The sequence below is a fragment of the Mesorhizobium sp. XAP4 genome, assembly GCF_029269325.1.
Taxonomy (GTDB): domain Bacteria; phylum Pseudomonadota; class Alphaproteobacteria; order Rhizobiales; family Rhizobiaceae; genus Mesorhizobium; species Mesorhizobium ciceri.
This window is the reverse complement of record NZ_JARIXW010000006.1, coordinates 23,940-45,496: the sequence shown is the minus strand read 5'-3', so window position 1 is coordinate 45,496 and position 21,557 is coordinate 23,940. Positions and strand designations below refer to the sequence as shown.

Annotated in this window: 16 protein-coding genes and 1 pseudogene; 14 read left to right on the top strand and 3 right to left on the bottom strand. The window is 63.7% G+C overall.

What is annotated here, in order from left to right; genetic code table 11:
* Positions 1-17 precede the first annotated feature (17 nt).
* The 7 genes from P3C39_RS24115 (at position 18) to P3C39_RS24085 (ending at position 8,821) form a co-directional block, all read left to right on the top strand.
* A complete protein-coding gene (locus tag P3C39_RS24115; RefSeq protein ID WP_027161444.1) occupies positions 18-1,112 on the top strand; it encodes an ABC transporter ATP-binding protein in 1,095 nt (364 codons plus the stop codon).
* A 2-nt stretch (positions 1,113-1,114) separates the two neighbouring features.
* On the top strand, positions 1,115-2,035 hold the full coding sequence (locus P3C39_RS24110; protein WP_013529815.1) for an ABC transporter permease: 921 nt from the start codon (positions 1,115-1,117) through the stop codon (positions 2,033-2,035).
* Complete coding sequence (locus P3C39_RS24105; protein WP_275954441.1) at positions 2,028-2,828, top strand: ABC transporter permease; 801 nt, start codon at positions 2,028-2,030, stop codon at positions 2,826-2,828. The genes P3C39_RS24110 and P3C39_RS24105 overlap by 8 nt, the downstream gene beginning before the upstream one ends.
* A gap of 23 nt (positions 2,829-2,851) precedes the next feature.
* A complete protein-coding gene (locus tag P3C39_RS24100; protein WP_027161445.1) occupies positions 2,852-3,886 on the top strand; it encodes an extracellular solute-binding protein in 1,035 nt (344 codons plus the stop codon).
* 64 nt (positions 3,887-3,950) lie between these two features.
* Positions 3,951-5,147 carry a serine hydrolase gene (locus P3C39_RS24095; RefSeq protein ID WP_024502675.1) on the top strand — a complete coding sequence of 399 codons (1,197 nt, stop codon included), beginning with the start codon at positions 3,951-3,953 and terminating at the stop codon, positions 5,145-5,147.
* Between the two features lie 37 nt (positions 5,148-5,184).
* Positions 5,185-6,366, top strand: a complete 1,182-nt coding sequence (locus P3C39_RS24090) for a serine hydrolase (protein WP_063168912.1) — start codon at positions 5,185-5,187, stop codon at positions 6,364-6,366.
* A gap of 127 nt (positions 6,367-6,493) precedes the next feature.
* Complete coding sequence (locus tag P3C39_RS24085) at positions 6,494-8,821, top strand: Tex family protein (protein ID WP_275954440.1); 2,328 nt, start codon at positions 6,494-6,496, stop codon at positions 8,819-8,821.
* Positions 8,822-8,984: 163 nt separating this feature from the next.
* On the opposite strand, the pseudogene P3C39_RS24080 reads toward P3C39_RS24085, so the two are convergent.
* The 3 genes and pseudogenes from P3C39_RS24080 to P3C39_RS24070 all read right to left on the bottom strand — a co-directional run.
* Positions 8,985-9,191 (bottom strand): annotated as a pseudogene (locus P3C39_RS24080) (type II toxin-antitoxin system RelE/ParE family toxin); the annotation flags it as partial.
* Between the two features lie 3 nt (positions 9,192-9,194).
* On the bottom strand, positions 9,195-9,449 hold the full coding sequence (locus P3C39_RS24075) for a type II toxin-antitoxin system ParD family antitoxin (RefSeq protein ID WP_013529822.1): 255 nt from the start codon (positions 9,447-9,449) through the stop codon (positions 9,195-9,197).
* A gap of 53 nt (positions 9,450-9,502) precedes the next feature.
* Positions 9,503-10,399, bottom strand: coding sequence for a LysR family transcriptional regulator (locus P3C39_RS24070; protein WP_275954439.1), 897 nt, complete (start codon positions 10,397-10,399; stop codon positions 9,503-9,505).
* Positions 10,400-10,536: 137 nt separating this feature from the next.
* On the opposite strand from P3C39_RS24070, the gene P3C39_RS24065 reads away from it, so the two are divergent.
* From P3C39_RS24065 to P3C39_RS24035, 7 genes are all read left to right on the top strand, one after another.
* Entirely contained in the window at positions 10,537-11,733 is a 1,197-nt protein-coding gene (locus P3C39_RS24065) for an acyl-CoA dehydrogenase (protein WP_013529824.1), read from the top strand.
* 112 nt (positions 11,734-11,845) lie between these two features.
* Positions 11,846-15,205, top strand: coding sequence for a transglutaminase family protein (locus P3C39_RS24060; protein ID WP_275954438.1), 3,360 nt, complete (start codon positions 11,846-11,848; stop codon positions 15,203-15,205).
* A gap of 6 nt (positions 15,206-15,211) precedes the next feature.
* Complete coding sequence (locus P3C39_RS24055) at positions 15,212-17,623, top strand: circularly permuted type 2 ATP-grasp protein (protein WP_275954437.1); 2,412 nt, start codon at positions 15,212-15,214, stop codon at positions 17,621-17,623.
* A 2-nt stretch (positions 17,624-17,625) separates the two neighbouring features.
* The gene (locus P3C39_RS24050; protein ID WP_275954436.1) at positions 17,626-18,510 is read left to right on the top strand and encodes a transglutaminase family protein; all 885 of its coding nucleotides are present in this window, start codon (positions 17,626-17,628) and stop codon (positions 18,508-18,510) included.
* Positions 18,511-18,594: 84 nt separating this feature from the next.
* Positions 18,595-19,701: a DNA topoisomerase IB gene (locus P3C39_RS24045; protein ID WP_063168907.1), complete on the top strand. Its 1,107-nt coding sequence runs from the start codon at positions 18,595-18,597 to the stop codon at positions 19,699-19,701.
* Between the two features lie 107 nt (positions 19,702-19,808).
* Complete coding sequence (locus P3C39_RS24040) at positions 19,809-20,183, top strand: YciI family protein (RefSeq protein ID WP_013529829.1); 375 nt, start codon at positions 19,809-19,811, stop codon at positions 20,181-20,183.
* Positions 20,180-21,454, top strand: coding sequence for an RNA polymerase sigma factor (locus P3C39_RS24035; RefSeq protein ID WP_024502666.1), 1,275 nt, complete (start codon positions 20,180-20,182; stop codon positions 21,452-21,454). The genes P3C39_RS24040 and P3C39_RS24035 overlap by 4 nt, the downstream gene beginning before the upstream one ends.
* The last annotated feature ends 103 nt before the right edge of the window (positions 21,455-21,557 follow it).

The window sequence follows — 21,557 nt, the reverse complement described above, 5'->3', positions numbered from 1 at the left end:
AACAGTGAGGCGTAATCGTGCCGGACAAACCGGATCGGAATGCGATTGAAGTAGTAAACGTCAGCAAAATTTTCGGATCAGGTGAGGGGCAGGTGGCTGCCCTCGACACGGTCTCGGTATCTATCCGCGAGAACGAATTCTTCACGTTGCTGGGGCCATCCGGCTGCGGCAAGACGACGTTGCTCAGGCTGATCGCCGGCTTCGATTTTCCAACCGCCGGTGAAATCCTGCTCTACGGCCAGGACATCGCGCCGCTGCCACCCTTCAAACGGCCGGTCAACACCGTTTTCCAATCCTATGCGCTGTTCCCGCACATGACGGTCGCCGACAATATCGGCTTTGGCCTGGAAATGCTGGGTAAGCCGAGGGCCGAGATCAAGGCGCGCGTCGCCGAGATGCTGAAGCTGGTCAAGATGGAGGCACTCGCCGGTCGTCGCACCAGCCAGATCTCCGGCGGCCAGCAGCAGCGCGTGGCCTTGGCCCGCGCCTTGGCACCGCAGCCGAAGGTGCTTTTGCTCGACGAGCCACTGTCGGCGCTCGACTACAAGCTGCGCAAGGAGATGCAGATCGAGTTGAAGCGGCTGCAGCACGAGACCGGCATCACCTTCATCTTCGTCACCCACGACCAGGAAGAAGCGCTGACCATGTCCGACCGCATCGCGGTCATGTCATCGGGCAAGATCCTCCAGGTCGGTTCGCCCTGGGATATCTACGACAAGCCGGCCGAACGCTTCGTCGCCGACTTTATCGGTGAAACCAACTTCCTGACGGCCGCCATCAGCGAGATGGCCAACGGCAAGGCGCGCGCCACGCTCAAGTCCGGTGCGACCATCGAGGCGACCGTGGCCCAGGGTTTCCAGCCCAAGCCCAATGCCACGGTCGTGGTTCGGCCTGAACACGCCAAGCTGACCAAAGCCAAGGGCGAACTGTCGGGGAGGGTCGATAATATCGTCTATTTCGGCACCGACACCCACATCCATGTTCATCTCGACAGCGGCGAACTCTTCACCGTACGCCAGCAGAACACGCGCAGCGCGGGCTGCGGTTTCGAGAAGGGCGACGCGGTCGGCATCCTCATCGGCAGCGATGCCGCCCAGGTCCTGAAGGACTGACGATGGCGACCGCGGAAGAAGTCGCCAAGGCAGCGGAGCGGCGCGATGTCCGCGACCGCTGGCTTTTGTCAGCGCCAGCGCTGCTGGTCATTTTCCTCGCAGCGACCGGCCCCTTGCTGATCGTGCTCGTCTACTCGTTCCTGACGCCAGGCTCCTATGGCGACGTGAAGTGGCAGTTCTCGCCGGAAGCCTGGATAGCGGTGTTTCTGGAACGCGATATCTTCGACGACACGCTTTCGATCGCCGCCGCCCACGTCACCATCTTCCTGCGCTCGATCAAGCTCTCGGTGGTGACGACGATCGCCACCTTGGTGCTTGGTTTCCCGACCGCCTATTTCATGGCGACGCGCAGCGAAAAGACCCGCGATCTCTGGCTGTTCCTGATCACCATTCCGTTCTGGACCAACCTTTTGATCCGCACCTTCGCGGTGCTGCAGATCATCCGCAACGAAGGCATCATCAACACGATGCTGCTCAAGCTCGGCATCATCTCGGCGCCGATCCAGATCCTCTATACCGACACGGCGATCCTGATCGGCATGGCCTATGTCTACCTGCCGCTGATGGTGCTGCCGATCTACGCCAGCATGGAAAAGCTGGATTTCCGGCTGGTCGAGGCGGGCTACGACCTTTACGCCACGCGCTTCCAGGTGCTGCGGCGGATTATCTTTCCGATGGTCAAGCCGGGCGTCATCGCCGGCTCCATCCTGGTCTTCATTCCAGCGCTTGGCGCCTATGTGACGCCGAGCGTGCTTGGCGGCGGCAAGAACATGATGCTGTCCAACCTGATCGAATTGCAGTTCGGGCAGGGCCGCAACTGGCCACTCGGCTCGGCGCTGTCGATCGCCGTCATGATCATCGTCATGGTGGCGCTGCTTGCCTATGTGCGCAATGCCGGCAAATCGGGGGTGCGTCATGGCTAAGAACTTTTCCATCAAGCACCAGCCAGGATTCAGCGCGATCGCCGCGACCTGCTTTATCGTGCTGTATCTGCCGATCATCGTGCTGGTCATCTATGCCTTCAACGCGGCGAGCTCGACCTCCGAATGGGGCGGCTTTTCGCTGAAATGGTTCCAGTCGGCATGGCAGAACACGCAGGTCGTCGATGCCACGCTGCGTTCCTTCCAGATCGGCTCCATCGCGGCGGTGCTCTCCACGATGTTTGCCACCATGGCGGCGCTGGCCACCACCCGCACCGCGTCCTATCCCGGCCTCACCTTCAAGTATGCGGCGATCAACCAGCCGCTGATGGTGCCCGAGATCGTCACCGGGGTGGCGCTGCTGATCTTCTTCTCGCGCATCAAGATCTTCACCGGTTATTCCGGCATCGGCTATCTGGTCGCCGCGCACACGGCGTTCTGCATTCCCTTTGCCTATTTGCCGATCCGGGCGCGGCTTGAGAATATGGACCTGACGCTGGAGCGTGCCGCAGCCGACCTCTACGCGACGCCCTGGAAGACGTTCCGGCGCATCACGTTGCCGCTTCTGTGGCCCGGCATCCTGGCCGGGCTGATGCTGGCCTTCGTCATCTCGCTCGACGACGTCGTCATCACCGAGTTCGTCAAATCGGGCGGCCAGGACACGCTGCCCACCTACATGCTCGGCCAGATCCGCCGCGGCATCACACCCGAGATCAACGCGATATCGACCGCCTTCCTGCTGCTCTCGGTTGCCATCGTCACGTTGTTTTTCTTCGTCAGCAGGAAACGAGACTGAACCGAAAAATGGGAGTTAAAACCATGAACTGGAAGACAACAGCAACCGCCATGGGGTTGGCGTTGCTCGCCTCGACGGGCCTGGCCCGCGCCGACGGCGTGCTCAACATCTACAATTGGGGCAACTACACCAGCCCCGACGTGATCAAGAAGTTCGAAGCCAAATACAACGTCAAGGTGACCATCACCGATTACGATTCCAACGACACCGCGCTGGCCAAGGTTCGCCAGGGCGGCACCGGCTTCGACATCGCGGTGCCGTCGCAGACCTATGTGCCGATCTGGATCAAGGAAGGTCTCCTGCTCGAGACCGATCCGGGCAAGATGGAGAACTTCAAGAACGTCGCGCCGGAATGGGCCAATCCCGAGTTCGATCCGGGCCGCAAATATTCGGTGCCGTGGGCCTGGGGCACGATCGGCGTCGTCGTCAACACCGATGCCTACAAGGGTCCGGCCGACAGCTGGGGCATCGTCTTCAACACGCCAGACGAGCTAAAGGGCAAGGTCAACGTCGTTCCGGAGATGGGCGACGTCATCTTCGCGGCGATCAAATATGTCGGCGGCCAGCAGTGCACCGACGACAAGGCGGTGCTGAAGAAGGTGCGCGACCTTCTGGTGGCGGCCAAGCCGAACTGGATCGCGATGGAATACAACACCATCGAGAAGATGGGCGCCGGCGATTTCAAGGCGACCAGCGACTGGAACGGCTCGGCGCTGCGCCAGCGGCTGGCCAATCCGGCTATCCACTACAACTATCCGAAGGAAGGCTTCGGCCTGTGGAGCGACAACGTCGTCGTTCTGAAGGAAGCCAAGAACGTCGACAATGCCAAGCTGTTCCAGAACTTCATCATGGATCCGGAAAACGCGGCGGGCCTCTCGGCCTTCCACCGCTATGCCAACGCCATCACCGGCTCGGACAAATACATGCCGGCGGACATGAAGGATGCGCCGGAAGTCGTCATTCCGGCCGATGCCAAGCCGAAAGGCGAATTCCAGAAGATGTGCCCGCCGGAAACGCAGGAACTCTACACCAAGATCTGGACCGAACTGCAGAAGTAATCGCTGCATGAGAGACCCGGCGGCACATGCCGCCGGGTCTTTTCTTTTCCGGGAATGGCCTTTCATGGACTCCTATCGCAACAGCGATCCGCGGCCGCCGATCATGCAGGGCTCGCCGCCCGCCATGGTGCCGCCGAAGCTCGACTGGGACCGGCCGCCATGGAACCGCTGGGCGTTCCAGCACATCCGTGAAATTCTGCCGACCGCCGAAGTCTGGCGCGGCAACGGCCATCGCCGCCGTCTCGAACGCGCCGAGGTCGATCTTGACGGGCTGGCGGTCGAGGACAGCGAGGGCAAGCCGACGACACTCGCCGGGCTGCTCGACGAGACCTATACGGACGGTTTTCTGGTGCTCAAGGACGGCAAGATAGCCTATGAGCGCTATTTCAACGGCATGGGTGAGCGCACGCTGCACCTGTCGCAGTCGATGGCCAAGTCCGTCACCGGTTCGGTATTCGGCATACTGGTCGGGCGCCGCCTGATCGATCCGGCCAGGCCGGTCACGGATTATTTGCCGGAGCTCGGCGCCACCGGCTGGGCCGGCGCCAATGTGCAGCATGTGCTCGACATGACCAGCGGCGTGCGTTTCTCCGAGGAATATACCGACCGCTATTCCGACATCGGCCAGGTCGATGTCGCCACCGGCTGGAAGCCGGTGCCGCCGGGCAGCGATCCGGATTTTCGCTGGCCCTCGCACATGTTCGAGCTGATCCTGGGCTTGAAGGACACGATCCGCCCGCACGGGGCTCAATTCGAATACCGCTCGATCGAGACCGATGTGCTCGCCTTCATCATGGAGCGGGTGACAGGCAAACGGCTGCCGCAGCTGGTTTCGGAAGAGCTCTGGCAAAAGCTCGGCGCCGACGAAAGCGCCTGCTTCACCGTCGACAGCGCCGGCTATGCGGTGGCCGATGGCGGCTTCAATGCAACGTTGCGCGATTATGGCCGCTTCGGCCAATTGATCCTCGACAATGGTGGCGGCGTCGTGCCGGCCGGCTGGGTCGAGGACACGCGCAACGGCAGGCATGGGCCGGACTTCAGCCCCAGCCTGCCGGAGGGCAGCTATCGCAACCAGTTCTGGATCGAGGACCCGCGCTCGCGCGCACTGATGTGCCGCGGCGTGTTCGGTCAGATGATCCATATCGACTGGAACACCGGAATGGTCGTGGTGAAGCTTTCGACCTGGCCGGATTTCGCCAATGGTGCCTATTCCATAGCGACGCTGAAAGCCGTGCACGCTATCGCCACGGCACTTCGCTGAGCCTCCACAAAGAAGAAACGACCCGGAAGGAAACGCCATGACCGGCAAAACCGTGTTCGAGACCCGCTATGGCTTCCGGCGCAACCAGGTGGTGCTCGCCAATTGGCGCGAGAACCCGTTCAACCGGTGGTCGTTCCAGAATCTCGGCGAACTGGTGCCGACCGCCCGGGTGGCGGCGACGTCGGGCGTTGTCGAAATCCCCGTGCGCGATATGGGCGGCCTGCTCGGCGAGAAGGTCGCGATCGCCGGCACACCGGAGACGGTGGCTGATTTTCTCGCACGTTCGAGCACCGACGCACTGACGGTGATGAAAGGCGGCAGGATCGTCGGCGACTGGTTCGCGCCGCATATGGATTTCGGCGCCCGCCACATCATCTTTTCGATCAGCAAGTCGCTGACCGCCATCATTGCCGGCATACTAGAAGGCGAGGGGGTGTTCGACCCGGAAGCGCCGGTGACGGCCTACATCCCCGAAGCCGCCGGCTCGGCCTATGGCGATGCGAGCGTGCGGCATGTGCTCGATATGAGCGTCAGTCTCGATTTCGAGGAAGCCTATCTCGATCCGGAAAGTGCTTTCGCCCGCTATCGCCGTGCCACGCTGTGGAATCCGGGCGGCGGTACGGAGAGCCTGCGCGAATTCATCCTGACCCTGCAACGCCTTGCAGAGCCGCATGGCCAGACCTTCCGCTACCGCTCGCCGAATTCCGACCTGCTCGGCCTGCTGCTCGAGCGTGCGTCGGGCCAGCGGTTCACCGACCTGATGCGCGAGAAGCTGTGGCTGCCGCTCGGCGCTGTCAGCGAAGCCTCGATCGGCGTCGACATGGAAGGCACGGCGCGCACGGCCGGCGGCATTTCGGTGACGCCGCGCGACCTGGCGCGTGTCGGCGAGATGATGCGGCAAGGTGGCATGGCCAATGGCCGCCGCATCGTACCGGAAGCCTGGGTGCGCGACACGACCAGCACTGGCGGCAGTGCGGACGCCTGGCAGCGCGGCGCGATGCTGCCACTGTTTCCCAAGGGCCGTTACCGCAACAAATGGTACCAGACTGGACACGAGAACGGCGCCTATTGCGGCATCGGTATTCATGGCCAGTGGCTGTATGTCGATCCCAGGACCGAAGTGGTGATCGCCAAGATGTCGTCGCAGCCGGAGCCTGTCGACGATCCGCTCGATATCGAGATCGTCGCGTTCTTCGAGGCGCTCAGCCGGCTGATCTAGGCGCGCCGCGATCGCCACATTGGCGCACGCTTTCCTGTGGACCCGCCGGGCTGATCGAAGCGCGGCGGTTGGCGGGCCGGAGGTCTGCGCCTATGGTCGCCGCTCTTTGGATGAGAGCAGGAACGACATGGCATCCGACATCAAGCGCATTGCAGCCATCATCGCGGCCGAGATCAGCGCGCGGCCCGAACAGGCGGCCGCGGCGATCGAACTGCTCGATGAGGGCGCGACAGTGCCGTTCGTGGCGCGCTACCGCAAGGAAGTCACCGGCGGGCTCGACGACACGCAATTGCGCGATCTTGCCGAACGCCTTGCCTATCTGCGCGAGCTCGACGCGCGCCGCGACACCATCCTTGGCTCGATCCGCGAACAGGGCAAGCTGACCGAGGAGCTTGAAGGCAAGATCGTCGCCGCCACCACCAAGGCGGAACTTGAGGACATCTACCTGCCCTACAAGCCCAAACGCCGGACCAAGGCCGAGATCGCCAGGGAGCGCGGGCTGGGGCCGCTGGCCGAAGCCATCTTGGCGAACCGCTCATTGGTGCCTGCCGAACTGGCGCTGGCCTATGTCAGCGAAGAGGTGGCCGATACCAAGGCGGCGCTCGAGGGCGCGCGCGACATCCTGTCGGAACAATTCGCCGAGAATGCCGATCTGGTCGGCAAATTGCGCAGCTACATGAAGGAGCGCGCCTTCATGCGCGCCAGGATGGTCGACGGCAAGCAGGAGGCCGGCGCGAAATTCTCCGATTATTTCGACCATGTCGAGCGTTGGGCAAATGTGCCGAGCCATCGCGCGCTGGCGATGCTGCGCGGCCGCAACGAGGAAGTGCTGTCGCTCGACATCGAGGTCGATGCCGATGACACCTCACCGGTGAAGCCGGTCGAGCGGATGATCGCCGATGCCTATGCCATCGGCGGCAGCCTTGCGGGTGACAGATGGCTGATGGAGGTGGCGGGCTGGACCTGGCGTATAAAACTGTCGCTGCACCTGACGCTCGATTTGATGCGCGATCTGCGCGAGCGGGCGGAGGAGGAAGCGATCCACGTCTTTGCCCGCAACCTCAAGGATCTACTGCTGGCCGCTCCCGCCGGCTCGCGCGCCACGATGGGGCTCGACCCCGGCATCCGCACCGGCGTCAAGGTGGCGGTGGTCGACGGCACCGGCAAGGTGCTGACAACGACGACGGTCTATCCATTTCCGCCCAGAAACGATGTGCGTGGCACGCAGGCGGAACTCGCCAAGCTCATCCGCCAGCACAAGGTCGAGCTGATTTCGATCGGCAACGGCACCGGCAGCCGCGAGACGGAAAAGCTGGTGGCCGACATGCTGTCCGACATGCCGGCGGACGGCGGGCCGAAGCCACTGAAAGTGATCGTCAGCGAGGCCGGCGCCTCGGTCTATTCGGCATCGGCGACGGCGGCGGCGGAATTCCCCGGTCTCGATGTGTCGTTGCGCGGCGCTGTCTCGATCGCCCGGCGGCTGCAGGATCCGTTGGCCGAACTGGTCAAGATCGAACCCAAATCGATCGGCGTCGGCCAGTACCAGCACGATGTCGACCAGTACCGGCTCGGCCGCTCGCTGGAAGCGGTGGTCGAGGACGCGGTCAATGCCGTCGGCGTCGATCTCAACACTGCCTCGGCGCCGCTTTTGGCGCGCGTTTCAGGTCTGGGCGCATCGCTGGCCGACGCGATCGTTGCGCATCGCGATGCGACCGGGCCCTTCGCCAGCCGGAAGGATTTGCTCAAGGTGCCGCGGCTCGGACCTCGGGCCTTCGAACAATCCGCCGGCTTCCTGCGCATTGCCAATGGCAGCGAGCCGCTCGACGCCTCGTCGGTGCATCCGGAGGCCTATGGCGTGGCGAAGAAGATCGTCGCTGCCTGCGGGCGCGATGTGCGGTCGTTGATGGGCGATAGTGCCGCGCTCAAGGCACTCGACCCACGCGTCTTCGTCGACGAGCGTTTCGGCTTGCCGACGGTGCGCGATATCCTGGCGGAGCTGGAAAAGCCCGGCCGCGACCCGCGCCCAGGCTTCAAGACGGCGACCTTCGCCGACGGCATCGACGACATCAAGGATCTGAAGCCCGGCATGCTGCTGGAAGGCACGGTCACCAACGTGGCCGCCTTCGGCGCCTTCGTCGATATCGGCGTGCATCAGGACGGGCTGGTGCATGTCTCGCAGCTGGCCGATCGGTTCATCAAGGATGCGCATGAGGTGGTCAAGGCCGGCGACGTGGTGAAGGTGCGGGTCGTGGACGTCGACATCAAGCGCAAGCGCATCGCGCTTTCGATGCGCAAGGATAGCGGCGAGGGTGGTGCTCCGCGCAGCGGACCGCGCAACAATGGTGGCGGCAGGCCGGCACCACGTTCGCCGGCACCCCAGCAACGCCAGCCGGAGCGGCCGGCGCAACAGGGAGCGTTCGGTGCTGCTTTGGCGGATGCGCTGAAGCGAAAGTAGCTATTCTGCGACGAGCCCTATGAGTGTTCCAGCCCAACGAGACAGGGAGGCGTGGAGTTCGAGAGCCATTGAGTGGCTGTCCTCCCTCAAGAATAGTTGGGATGTCGCGGGCACCATGCAAGACGCGCTCGACACGCACCTCATCGCCGTCGGTGGTGTAGAAAATAACATAGCGATGAAATGCAAAGGAGCGCAGGCCGGGCCATAGGGTCGGGCGGGGGACGCCGCCATGCGGCACGTCTGCAATGCGGCTACAGCGTTCCCTGAGCGCGGCAATGAAGCGCCGACCCGCAGCCGGATTTTCAGCATGGATGTAGTCGCTGATCTCTTCGACGTCCTGCGCGGCGGCTGGCGCAAATATGACCGCCATAGTTCACGGCTTTCCGCCGCGGTATTTTGCTTCCAGCCGCTGAAATACCTCTTCGGCAGGGATACCTGGGCCGCTTTCCACGCCTTTGCGGATATCCGCGCGCAACGCAGCAAGCTTTGCCTTGCGCTGTTCTTCGCGCTCTTCCAGCAGGCGCAGGCTATCGCGCATAACCTCACTGGCGCTGGCATAGCGGCCGCTTTCCACCAACTCGCGAACCAATGTCTCATAGCGGGTGCCGATGCTGTAGCTTGCAGGCATGGTCTCTCCTTTCGCTTTATCCAATATTATCAATTTTTGATAAACCGGCCAAGTCAAATTTGACGTGCGACCTGACCCAGCAGCCAGTCGCGAAAACTGGCGACCGGCGGATGGCCGCGCTTGTCGTGCGGGACGACGAGATAGTAGGCACTGCGGCTTTGCATGGGCTGGCCTGGCGCCGGCACCAGCTGGCCGCGCTGCAATTCGCCTGCAATAAGGATCAACGGCAGCAGCGCCACGCCGAGCCCCGCCATGCAGGCCTGGGCGGCGGTGCCGAACTGTTCGAACTGCATGCCGGGCCCGGTCGGCGCGCTCAGGCCCTGATGCTCGAACCATTCTGTCCAGGCGCCAGGACGCGTCGCCATGTGCAGCAGCGGCAGGCGGCCGATATCGGCCGTTGAGGCGATGGCGCGGCCGGCGAGGAATTCGGGCGACACGACCGGCGCCACGGTTTCGCGCACCAACAGTGTCGAGTCGGCCTCCGGCCAGTCCGGCAGGCCGTAGTGGATGGCGGCATCCAGCCTCTCCCTGGCGAAATCGAAGCGGCCGACGCGGGTGACGAAGTTGATGGTGATATCGGGATTGTTTTCGACGAAATCGGGGATCATCGGCATCAGCCAGCGCGTGCCGAAGGTCGGCAAAATGGCAAGGTTCAGGATACCACTATGCCGATTGCTCATCAATCCAAGGGCTGCGTCACGCAATTGCCCAAGTGCTGAACGCACCGCCTCGGCGTAGATCTCGCCCGATGTCGACAGCCTGACATTGCGGCTGTCGCGTTCGAACAGCCGGCGGCCGAACTGATCTTCCAGAAGTTTGATCTGGCGGCTGACCGCGCCCTGGGTCAGATCGAGCTCCTGGGCGGCGGCGGTGAAACTGCCGAGCCGGGCCACAGCCTCGAAGGCGGCAAGGGCGCTGATGTTGGGCAAAAGGCGGCGCTGGACACTCATGATCCATTCCTAATGCTCATTGATCGGTGAATCAATTTCGTTTGATTTTTTCGAGGCACAGGCCGATAGAACGGGCCAACATTTTGCTTCATGCGTGTCATCGTTTTGAGCGACATGCATTGGTTTGGGAGAACGTCATGGCCGCCGACAAGAACGCATTCGTCTGGGAAGACCCGTTCCTGATCGAGGGCCAGCTTTCGGAAGACGAGCGCATGGTGCGCGACGGGGCGGCCGCCTTCGCCGCCGACAGACTGGCGCCGCGGATCGAGGACGCCTACCTCAACGAGACCTTCGACACCGCGATCTTCCGTGAAATGGGCGAGGCCGGCCTGCTCGGCATCAACATCCCTGAAGAATTCGGCGGGCTTGGCGCGAACTACGTCACCTATGGGCTGGTCGCACGCGAAGTAGAGCGCGTCGATTCCGGCTATCGGTCGATGATGTCAGTGCAGTCGTCGCTGGTGATGTATCCGATCTATGCCTATGGCTCGGACGAACAGCGCAAGAAGTACCTGCCCAAGCTCGCCAGCGGCGAGTGGATCGGCTGTTTCGGCCTGACCGAGCCGGATGCAGGCTCCGACCCGGGCGGTATGAAGACGCGCGCCGAGAAGACCGCCAACGGCTACAAGCTGTCCGGTTCGAAGATGTGGATTTCCAACGCGCCCGTCGCCGATGTGTTCGTCGTCTGGGCGAAGCTGAAGGGGGAGAACGGCAAGGACGAGATCCGTGGCTTCGTGCTGGAAAAGGGCATGAAAGGGCTTTCGGCGCCGAAGATCGGCGGCAAGCTGTCGCTGCGGGCGTCGATCACCGGCGAAGTGGTGATGGAAGGCGTCGAGGTCGGCGAGGACGCGCTGCTGCCCAACGCAAAGGGCCTTGGCGGACCGTTCGGATGCCTCAACCGGGCTCGCTTTGGCATTTCCTGGGGCTCGATGGGCGCCGCCGAGGATTGCTGGCACCGCGCCCGCCAATACGGTCTCGACCGCAAGCAGTTCGGCAAGCCGCTGGCCGGGACGCAGCTCTACCAGAAGAAGCTTGCCGACATGCAGACCGAAATTGCGTTGGGATTGCAGGCGTCCTTGCGCGTCGGGCGGCTGCTGGATGAAGGCAAGATGGCGCCGGAAATGATCTCGATCGTCAAGCGCAACAATTGCGGCAAGGCGCTGGACATCGCCCGCCAGGCCCGCGACATGCATGGCGGCAACGGCATCCAGATCGGCTACCACGTCATGCGCCACGCGCAGAACCTGGAGACGGTCAACACCTATGAAGGCACGCATGACGTGCATGCGCTGATCCTGGGAAGGGCGCAGACGGGGTTGCAGGCATTTTTCTGAGCCGGTAACCGTTGCTTAAATTAGGTGCACCGCAACATCTCTGCTTGGAGAATGGTCGCCAGATGTGTCAGGGTTCAGCGAAATCGTTTGAAACGCTGAATTCCGGGGCCCCATGGCAATTCTGGCAGCCGTCTACCACCTGACCCATTACAAATACGACCGGCCGGTGGTTCTCGGGCCCCAGATCATCCGGCTGCAGCCGGCGCCGCATTCCCGTACCAAGGTGCTGAGCCATTCGCTCAAGGTCGAGCCGGCGAACCACTTCGTCAATCTGCAGCAGGATCCTTACGGCAATTTCCTCGCCCGCTTCGTCTTTCCGGAGCCAGTGACGGAGTTGAAGATCGAGGTTGACCTCGTCGCCGACATGACGGTCTATAATCCGTTCGATTTCTTCGTCGAGCCGTCGGCCGAGGCGTTTCCGTTCGAGTATCCGGAAGAAATACGCGACGATCTCGCCATCTATCGCACTCCGGAGCCGGCGGGACCGCTGCTGTCGGCGCTGCTGAAGACCATGGATCGCAGCGCTGCCAACACCGTCAATTTCCTGGTCGATCTCAACGCGCGGCTGCAGCGCGAGATCGCCTATATCGTGCGCATGGAAACCGGTGTGTTCTCGCCGGAAGAGACCTTGGCCGCGAAAAAGGGATCGTGCCGGGATTCGAGCTGGCTGCTGGTGCAGATCCTGCGCAATCTCGGCATCGCGGCGCGCTTCGTTTCCGGCTATCTGGTCCAGTTGAAGCCCGATCTGGTGGCGCTGGACGGTCCAGCCGGAACCGCCGTCGACTTCACCGATCTGCATGCGTGGTGCGAGGTCTATCTTCCCGGCGCCGGCTGGATCGGCTTCGATCCGACCTCGGGCCTGCTCACCGGCGAGAGCCATGTGCCGCTGGCCGCCACGCCGCATTTCCGCAACGCGGCCCCGATTTCCGGCATGGCGAGCTTCGCCAATGTCGAATTCGGCTTCGAGATGCGGGTCGACCGCATCGCCGAACATCCGCGCATCACCAAGCCATTTTCGGACGAAAGCTGGCAGGCGCTCGGCGCTCTGGGCAACAAGGTCGATAAAGCACTTGCCGCCGGCGACGTGCGGCTGACGATGGGCGGCGAGCCGACTTTCGTGTCGATCGACGATTTCGAGTCGGCCGAATGGAACACCGCCGCCGTCGGTCCCACCAAGCGCGAAAAGGCGGACGAACTGATCCGTAAACTGCGCGAGCGCTTTGCGCCGGGCGGCTTTCTCCATTACGGCCAGGGCAAATGGTACCCGGGCGAAAGCCTGCCGCGCTGGACCTTTTCGCTCTACTGGCGTGCCGACGGCCAGCCGGTGTGGAGCGATCCGTCGCTGATCGCACGCGAAAAGAGCGAGGCCGATATCGGCCCGAAGCAGGCCGAAAGCCTGCTCACCGCGATTGCCGGCGAGCTCGGCATCGACAAAGCCATGGTCAGCGAAGCCTATGAGGATCCGGCCGAATGGCTGCTCAAGGAAGGCAAGCTGCCCGACAATGTCGATCCGTCCAACTCCAGGCTGGAGGATCCGGAAGAACGCAGCCGCATGGCGAAAGTGTTCGAGCGCGGGCTGACCAAACCGTCCGGCTATGTGCTCCCCGTCCAGCGCTGGAACAGCCAGGCATCGGATCCGCGCTGGCGTTCGGAAAAATGGAAGACGCGGCGTGGCCGGCTGTTCCTGGTGCCAGGCGATTCACCGGTCGGCTACCGGCTGCCGCTCGGCACGTTGCCCTATGTGCCGCCGGAGCAATTCCCTTATATCGTGCCGGTCGATCCGTCACTGCCACGCGGCCCGCTGCCCGCGCGTGAAGCCATACTGGCCGGACCGGCTCCAGCCGAACTGGAAGGCGCCGACGAGATGGCGCGCCGCCAGCAGGCGGCATCGTTCACCGCTGCGACCGGCCAGCAGGAGCGGGTCGAGCAGGAGATCACCGAGATCGGCGGCGCGGTGCGCACCGCACTTTCGGTCGAGCCGCGCGATGGCCGGCTTTGCGTGTTCATGCCGCCGGTCGAGGCGCTGGAAGACTATCTCGAACTGGTCGCGGCGGCCGAGAACGCGGCGAAGGCGATAGGCCTTCCCGTGCACATCGAAGGCTATGGCCCGCCGCACGATCCGCGCCTCAACGTCATCCGCGTCGCGCCTGACCCAGGCGTCATCGAGGTCAACATCCATCCTGCTTCCAACTGGCAGGATTGCGTGGCGACGACGACGGCGATCTACGAGGAGGCGCGGCAGACACGGCTTGGCGCAGACAAGTTCATGATCGATGGCCGCCACACCGGTACCGGCGGCGGCAACCATGTCGTGGTCGGCGGTGCGACACCCAATGACAGCCCGTTCCTGCGAAGGCCGGACCTGCTGAAGAGCCTGGTGCTGCAGTGGCAGCGCCATCCGTCGCTGTCCTACCTGTTCTCCGGCCTGTTCATCGGGCCGACCAGCCAGGCGCCACGCTTCGACGAAGCGCGTCACGATTCGCTCTACGAGCTTGAGATCGCTATGGCGCAGGTGCCGCATCCAGACCAGGGCAACGCACCCTTGCCATGGCTGGTCGACCGGCTGTTCCGCAATTTGTTGACCGACGTCACCGGGAATACGCATCGTTCGGAAATCTGCATCGACAAGCTGTTCTCGCCCGACGGACCGACCGGCCGGCTGGGGCTGGTCGAATTCCGCGGCTTCGAGATGCCGCCCAATGCGCGCATGAGCCTCGCGCAGCAACTTTTGGTCCGCGCTATCATTGCCCGTGCCTGGAAGAGCCCGCTCGACGGCCGTTTCGTGCGTTGGGGCACATCGCTGCATGACCGCTTCATGCTGCCGCATCATGTCTGGGCCGATTTCCTCGACGTGCTCGACGACCTCAAGCTCAATGGTTTTGAGTTCCGTCCCGAATGGTTCGACGCCCAGCTCGAATTCCGCTTTCCGTTCTGCGGCGAGGTTCAGCATGCCGGCATCAAGCTGGAACTGCGCCAGGCGCTGGAGCCGTGGCATGTGATGGGCGAGCAAGGCGCGATCGGCGGCACCGTGCGCTTCGTCGATTCCTCGGTCGAACGGCTGCAGGTCAAGACCGAAGGGCTGAACCCGGAGCGCCACGCAGTCGTCTGCAACGGCCGCATCGTGCCGATGAAGGTCACTGACAATCGCGAAGTGGCGGTGGCAGGCGTGCGCTTCAAGGCCTGGCAGCCGGCATCGGGCCTGCATCCGGCGCTGCCGGTCAACACGCCGCTGGTCTTCGACATCTATGACCGATGGTCGGGCCGTGCGGTCGGCGGCTGCGTCTACCATGTCGCCCATCCCGGCGGGCGCAATTACGACACCTTTCCGGTCAATGGCAACGAGGCGGAAGCTCGGCGGCTCGCCCGCTTCGAACCGCGTGGTCATACGCCATCCGCCTATGTGATCCGTGAAGAACAACCGGCGGAAGATTTCCCGATGACCCTTGACCTTCGGCGGCCGGCAAGACTCTGATCAGCGATGGCAAAGGGGAATCACAAGAGGGGACGCGGCAAGCCGCAGACCCACAGCCTGCTGGAGCACTACCAGCCCATAGACGGCGTCGTCGACGAGATGGTCGATGCATCGGGCAATCCTCGCCCGGCCTGGAAGCATTTTGTCGAGGCGCTCGAGGAACTCGGTGCTGAAAAGCTCGGCCAGCGCTTTGCCCGCGCCGACCAGTATCTGCGCGATGCCGGCGTTTATTACCGCGTCTATGACAAGGCCGGCGCCAATGAACGCGAATGGCCGCTGGCGCATGTCCCGGTTCTCATCGAAGAGAGCGAGTGGGCGGCGATCAGCGCCGGCCTCGTGCAGCGCGCCGAACTGTTCGAGGAAACCATCGCCGATATATACGGGCCGAACCGGCTGGTCGAAAAAGGCATCCTGCCGGCGGGATTGATCGCCGCCAGCCCCGAATATTTGCGGCCTGTCGTCGGCACCAAGCCGGCCGGCGGCCACTTCCTGCATTTCTGCGCCTTCGAGCTCGGCCGTGGACCTGACGGCCAGTGGTGGGTGCTTGGCGATCGCACGCAGGCGCCGTCCGGCGCCGGCTTCGCACTGGAAAACCGCGTCGCCACCACACGCGCGCTGTCCGACATCTATGGCGAGATGCATGTGCACCGCCTTGCCGGCTTTTTCCGCCGTTTTCGCGACGCGCTGATCGGCATGGCCAAGGAGACCGACGGCCGCGTCGCCATCCTCACGCCGGGGCCGCTCAACGAAACCTATTACGAACACGCCTACATCGCCCGCTACCTTGGCATCATGCTGCTCGAAGGCGAGGATTTGACCGTTTCAGGCGGCCGGCTCATGGTGCGCACGGTTTCCGGCCTGATGCCGATCAGCGTGTTGTGGCGGCGGCTCGATGCCGCCTTCGCCGACCCGCTCGAACTGCGCCCGGATTCGCAGATCGGCACGCCGGGCCTGGTCGAGGCGCTCCGCCAGGGCGCGGTTGCTACCGTCAATGCGCTTAGCTCCGGCCTGATGGAGACGCGTGCGCTGCTCGCCTTCCTGCCCAAGATTTCACGGGCCTTGCGGGGCGAGGAATTGCTGCTGCCAAGCGTCGCGACATGGTGGTGCGGGCAAGCAACCGAACGCGCGCATGTGCTGGCCAACATCGATCGCATGGTGATCGGCCCGGCGCTATCGACGAGACTTGCCTTCGAGGATGACGATTCAACGAAGCTCGGTTCGGCGCTGTCGGCCGGAGAGCGGGCGGAGCTGGTGGCGCGCATCGAACGCGATGGCGGCGATTTTGTCGGCCAGGAAGCGGTGACGCTTTCGACGACGCCCGTCTATGTCGGCGGGTGGCTGGAGCCGCGGCCAGCGAGCCTGCGCGTCTACCTGGCGCGAACGCCGGAGGGCTGGACGGTGATGCCGGGCGGTTTTGCCCGCATCGGCCTGTCGCTCGATCCGACGGCGATCGCCATGCAGCGTGGCGGCCAGGCAGCGGATGTCTGGGTTGTCAGCGACAAACCGGTGGAGCGCGAGACGCTGCTGCCGCAGGAAGGCGACAGTTTCAGCCGCACCAGGCCCGGCAGCCTGCCCAGTCGCGCGGCGGAGAACCTGACCTGGCTCGGCCGCTATATCGAGCGCTCGGAAGACACGGTGCGCATCCTGCGCGCCTATCATGTGCGGCTCGCCGAAACTTCCGACCCGGATATGCCGCTGCTCGCCGACATCAGGGATTATCTCGAACCTTTCGGCATCGATGTGGAGACGGCGATCCCGTCAGGGCTGATCGGCACGCTGGATAGCGCGGTCTACAGCGCCGGGCAGATCCGCGACCGCTTCTCGCCCGATGGCTGGCTGGCGCTGAAGGACCTGTCGAAAACCATCCATCAATTCGCAACGACGGTCGCGCCCGGCGACGACGCGACCCGGGCGATGACAGTCATCCTGCGTAAGCTCGCCGGCTTTTCCGGCCTGCTGCACGAGAACATGTACCGCTTCGCCGGTTGGCGCTTCCTCGAGATCGGCCGCCGGCTGGAGCGCGGCATCCAGATCTCCCGCACGCTGTCGCGGCTGACCAGCGCCAAGGCGCCGGACGGCGCGCTCGACATGATGCTGGAGATCGGCGACAGCGTGATGACCCATCGCCGCCAATATCCGGTGCAGGCTGGCCGGCGCACGGTGATCGACCTGCTGGCGCTCGATCCGCTTAACCCGCGCTCGATCCTGTTCCAACTCGAAAGGCTGAAAGCCGAAATCGGCCTGTTGCCGTCGCTCGGCGGCGAGGGGCAAATGTCGCCGGCGGCGAAGGAAATCCTGCAGCTCAACACCCAGATCGCCATCAAGGAGCCTTCGGATATGACGGCAAAGGCGCTGGACGAGCTCGCCCACGAAATCGGCGGCCTCTACAACAGCCTCGCCAAAGCCTATTTCGGATAATCATGCTCTACGATATCAGGCTTCATCTCCACTATGCTTACGCTTCCGCTGCCGGCGGCGGTCGTCATCAGGTGCGTGTGCTGCCGTCGACGATATCAGGCGTGCAGCGCGTCATCGCCGCATCACTGTCCTTTGCGCCGGCGCCCAACGAGCGTTCCGACTTTTCCGATTTCTTCGGCAACAACGTCACCTCGATCGCCTTTCGCGATGCGCATGATGCGCTCGATATCAGGATGAGCGCCCGCGTGTCGGTGTCTCGGCCCGAGCCCGGGCTCGACGTGTCGCCCGATCTCGCCCGGCTCAGGCAGGAACTCGCCGCGGTGCGGTCCCTGGCACCTGATGCACCGCACCATTTCCTGACGGCCAGCACCCATGCCGGCATCGACGATGCGATCACCGCCTACGCACGCAGCAGCATCGCCGGTTCCGCCGCCAGCACGGCCATGAACCTGTGCCATCGCATTCATCGTGATTTCACCTATGACGGCGAGGCGACGACGGTGCGGACCCGGGCCAGCGATGCCTTCAGGCTGAAGCGCGGTGTCTGCCAGGACTTTTCGCATATCATGATCGCCGGCCTGCGCGGGCTCGGCATTCCCGCTGGCTATGTCAGCGGCTTCCTGCGCACCATCCCGCCGAAGGGCAAGCCCCGGCTGGAAGGCGCCGATGCCATGCATGCCTGGGTCAAGGTCTGGTGCGGGCGCGACGCAGGCTGGCAGGAATTCGATCCGACCAACGGCATGCGGGCCAGCAACGACCATATCACCGTCGGCTACGGCCGCGACTATTCGGACGTGGCGCCGATCGTCGGCGTGCTCAAGACCACGGGGGGACAGGTCGGCGAGCAGGCTGTCGACGTCATTCCGGTTGTGCTCGAGAAAGCCTGAAGGCAGGCTCGACACCGTTTTCGGACGGCGCGTGGAACCAGCGGTCGGCCAGTGGCTTATCTACGGAATTCGCGTGGAGCCGACATGTTGCAGAAATCCGGAATGTCGCCCGGCCGACCGGCTGGCGAGGACGCTGTATCGCCAGATGGCGTGTTCAAAAACGGGGCACAAAGCTCGGCCGATCATGCGTCGCTTAGTTATGTCAGCGATGCCGAGCCTGGTATCCGGCGGCTGAAGACAGGCAAGGGGTTTTCCTACAAGGGACCGGACGGACGGACGGTTTCGGACGCCACCAAGGCCCGCATCGAGGCGATCGTCATTCCGCCGGCCTGGACGGATGTGTGGATTTCGCCCGACGCGGACGGCCATATCCAGGCAACCGGCAGGGACCAGCGGGGACGCAAGCAATATCGTTATCATCCGCAATGGGCCGAAGAGCGCGATGGTGCCAAATATTCGAGCCTTGTCGCTTTCGCCGAGAGCCTGCCGGACCTGCGGCACAGGGTCGACAGCGATCTGCGCCGTCGTGGCTTGCCGTTCGAGCGGGTCGTCGCCGCGGTCGTCTGGCTGCTCGACAACACGATGATCCGCGTCGGCAATGCCGCCTACGCCCGCGACAACAAGAGTTTCGGGCTGACCACGTTGCGCGACCGGCATGTCGATATTGTCGGTTCAAGCCTGCGCTTTGCCTTCAAGGGCAAGTCGGGCAAGGAGTGGAAGCTGAAGCTGGCCGACCGCCGCATCGCCAGGATTGTGCGTGGCGCGCAGGACCTGCCAGGCCAGAAGCTGTTCCAGTATCTCGATGAGGACGGCGACAGGCGGCCGGTCCGCTCCGAGGACGTCAACCGCTATATCCGTGAGGCGGTCGGTGACGCCTTCAGTTCGAAGCATTTCCGCACCTGGGGCGGCACCATTCACGCCGCGTCGCTGTTTGCGCAAACGGAACTGCCGCAAAGCCAGGCGCAGCGAAACAGGGCGATGAACAGCGTCATCGACAAGGTTGCCGAACGGCTGGGCAATACGCGTGCCGTCTGCCGCAAATGCTATATCCATCCGCGGGTCTTCGAAGCGTGGTCCGAGGGACGGTTGCTGGATGAAATGGCGCAGGCCAACAAGCGCAAACGGGCGATTGCCGGTCTCGATGACGAGGAAGCTCTCGTGCTGCGATGGCTGAAACTGGGAGAAAGCTGACCGACGCGGCCGACGGTGGCCAAATCCGTCACATCTGGATTTTTTTATCGACGTCATGTCGGGATCGGTCTTACTGTTTCGTCCTTTGACAGAGAAAAGGACCAGCCATGCTCTACGCAATCCTCTGCTATGCCTCCGAAGATGTCGTCTGCTCCTGGAGCAAGGCACAGGACGACGAGGTCATGGCCAATCTCCTCGACGTTCAGGACAAGTACGCCAAGGCTGGTCGGCTCGGCCCGGTGGCACGGCTTCTGCCGACCACGGCCGCGACGACGTTGAGGAAGGTCAAAGGCGAATCGGTCGTCATCGACGGGCCGTTCGCCGAGACCAAGGAACAGTTTCTCGGCTTCTACACGCTCGAATGCGCCGATCTCGACGAGGCGGTGGAGTTCGCCCGCGAGCTTTCCGAGGTCAACCCGAGCGGCGGCTCCTATGAAATCCGGCCGGTTTCGGTCTTCAACCCAACAACGGTTTCCGCATGACCGAAATGGCCTGGATCAGCTCCGCGATCAGCGCCGCCCGCCCGCAGGCGATGGGCGCGCTGCTGCGTTATTTCCGCGATCTCGATACGGCGGAGGAAGCTTTCCAGGACGCGTGCCTCAGGGCGTTGAAGAACTGGCCGCAGAACGGGCCGCCGCGCGACCCGGCGGCCTGGCTGATCTTCGTCGGCCGCAACAGCGGCATCGATGCGGTGCGCAAGCGCGCCAAGCAGGCGCCGATGCCGGATGAAGACCAGGTTTCCGATCTGGAAGACGCCGAGAGCGATATCGCCGAGCGGCTGGACGGGGCGCACTACCGCGACGACATATTGCGGCTGCTGTTCATCTGCTGCCATCCCGATCTGCCGGCAACACAGCAGATCGCGGTGGCGCTGCGCATCGTCTCCGGTCTCACCGTCAAGCAGATCGCGCGCGCCTTCCTGGTTGGCGAAAGCGCCATGGAGCAGCGCATCACTCGCGCCAAGGCGCGCATTGCGGACGCCGGCGTGCCGTTCGAGACGCCTGGCGCGGTCGAGCGCTCGGAACGGCTCGCCGCCGTCGCCGCCATGGTCTACCTGGTCTTCAATGAGGGCTATTCGACCAACAGCGGCGAGGCGCCGGCCCGCGCGCCGCTGTGCGAGGAGGCGATCCGGCTGGCACGGCTGTTGCTGCGGCTGTTCCAGACCGAGCCGGAGATCATGGGGCTGACGGCGCTGTTGCTTCTGCAGCATGCGCGCGCACCGGCCCGTTTCGACGAAAGCGGCGAGATCGTGCTGCTCGAAGACCAGGATCGCAGCCTGTGGAGCCGCAAGATGATCGATGAGGGGCTGGCACTGGTCGACAAGGCGCTGCGCCATCGCAAGCCCGGCCCTTACCAGGTGCAGGCGGCGATTGCCGCGCTGCATGCGCGGGCCGAAAAGGCCGAGGATACGGACTGGAACGAGATCGACCTGCTCTACCGCTTGCTGGAGCAGATGCAGCCGTCGCCGGTGGTCACGCTCAACCGGGCCGTCGCGGTCTCGAAGGTGCGTGGACCGGGGGAGGCGCTGGCCATGATCGAGCCGCTGGAAGAACGGCTTTCCGGCTATTTCCACTTTTTCGGGCTCAAGGGGGGCCTCTTGATGCAGCTCGACCGGGGCGACGAGGCGCGCGTCGCCTTCGACCGCGCCATAGCGCTTGCGAACACGGCGGCAGAAGCTGCCCATATCCGCATGCATATCGACCGGTTGATCAAGGACGGTGCGGTGCGCCCGCCGGCGAAAAAGGCAAACTGAGCGTCACCTCCCCATCTGGCTCAATCGTGTAGTTTGGGCTTGGACCATGCCGGGGTGGCGATTTTCCCCTGAAACGAGTAATGCCACGCCATGACTGCGCCTG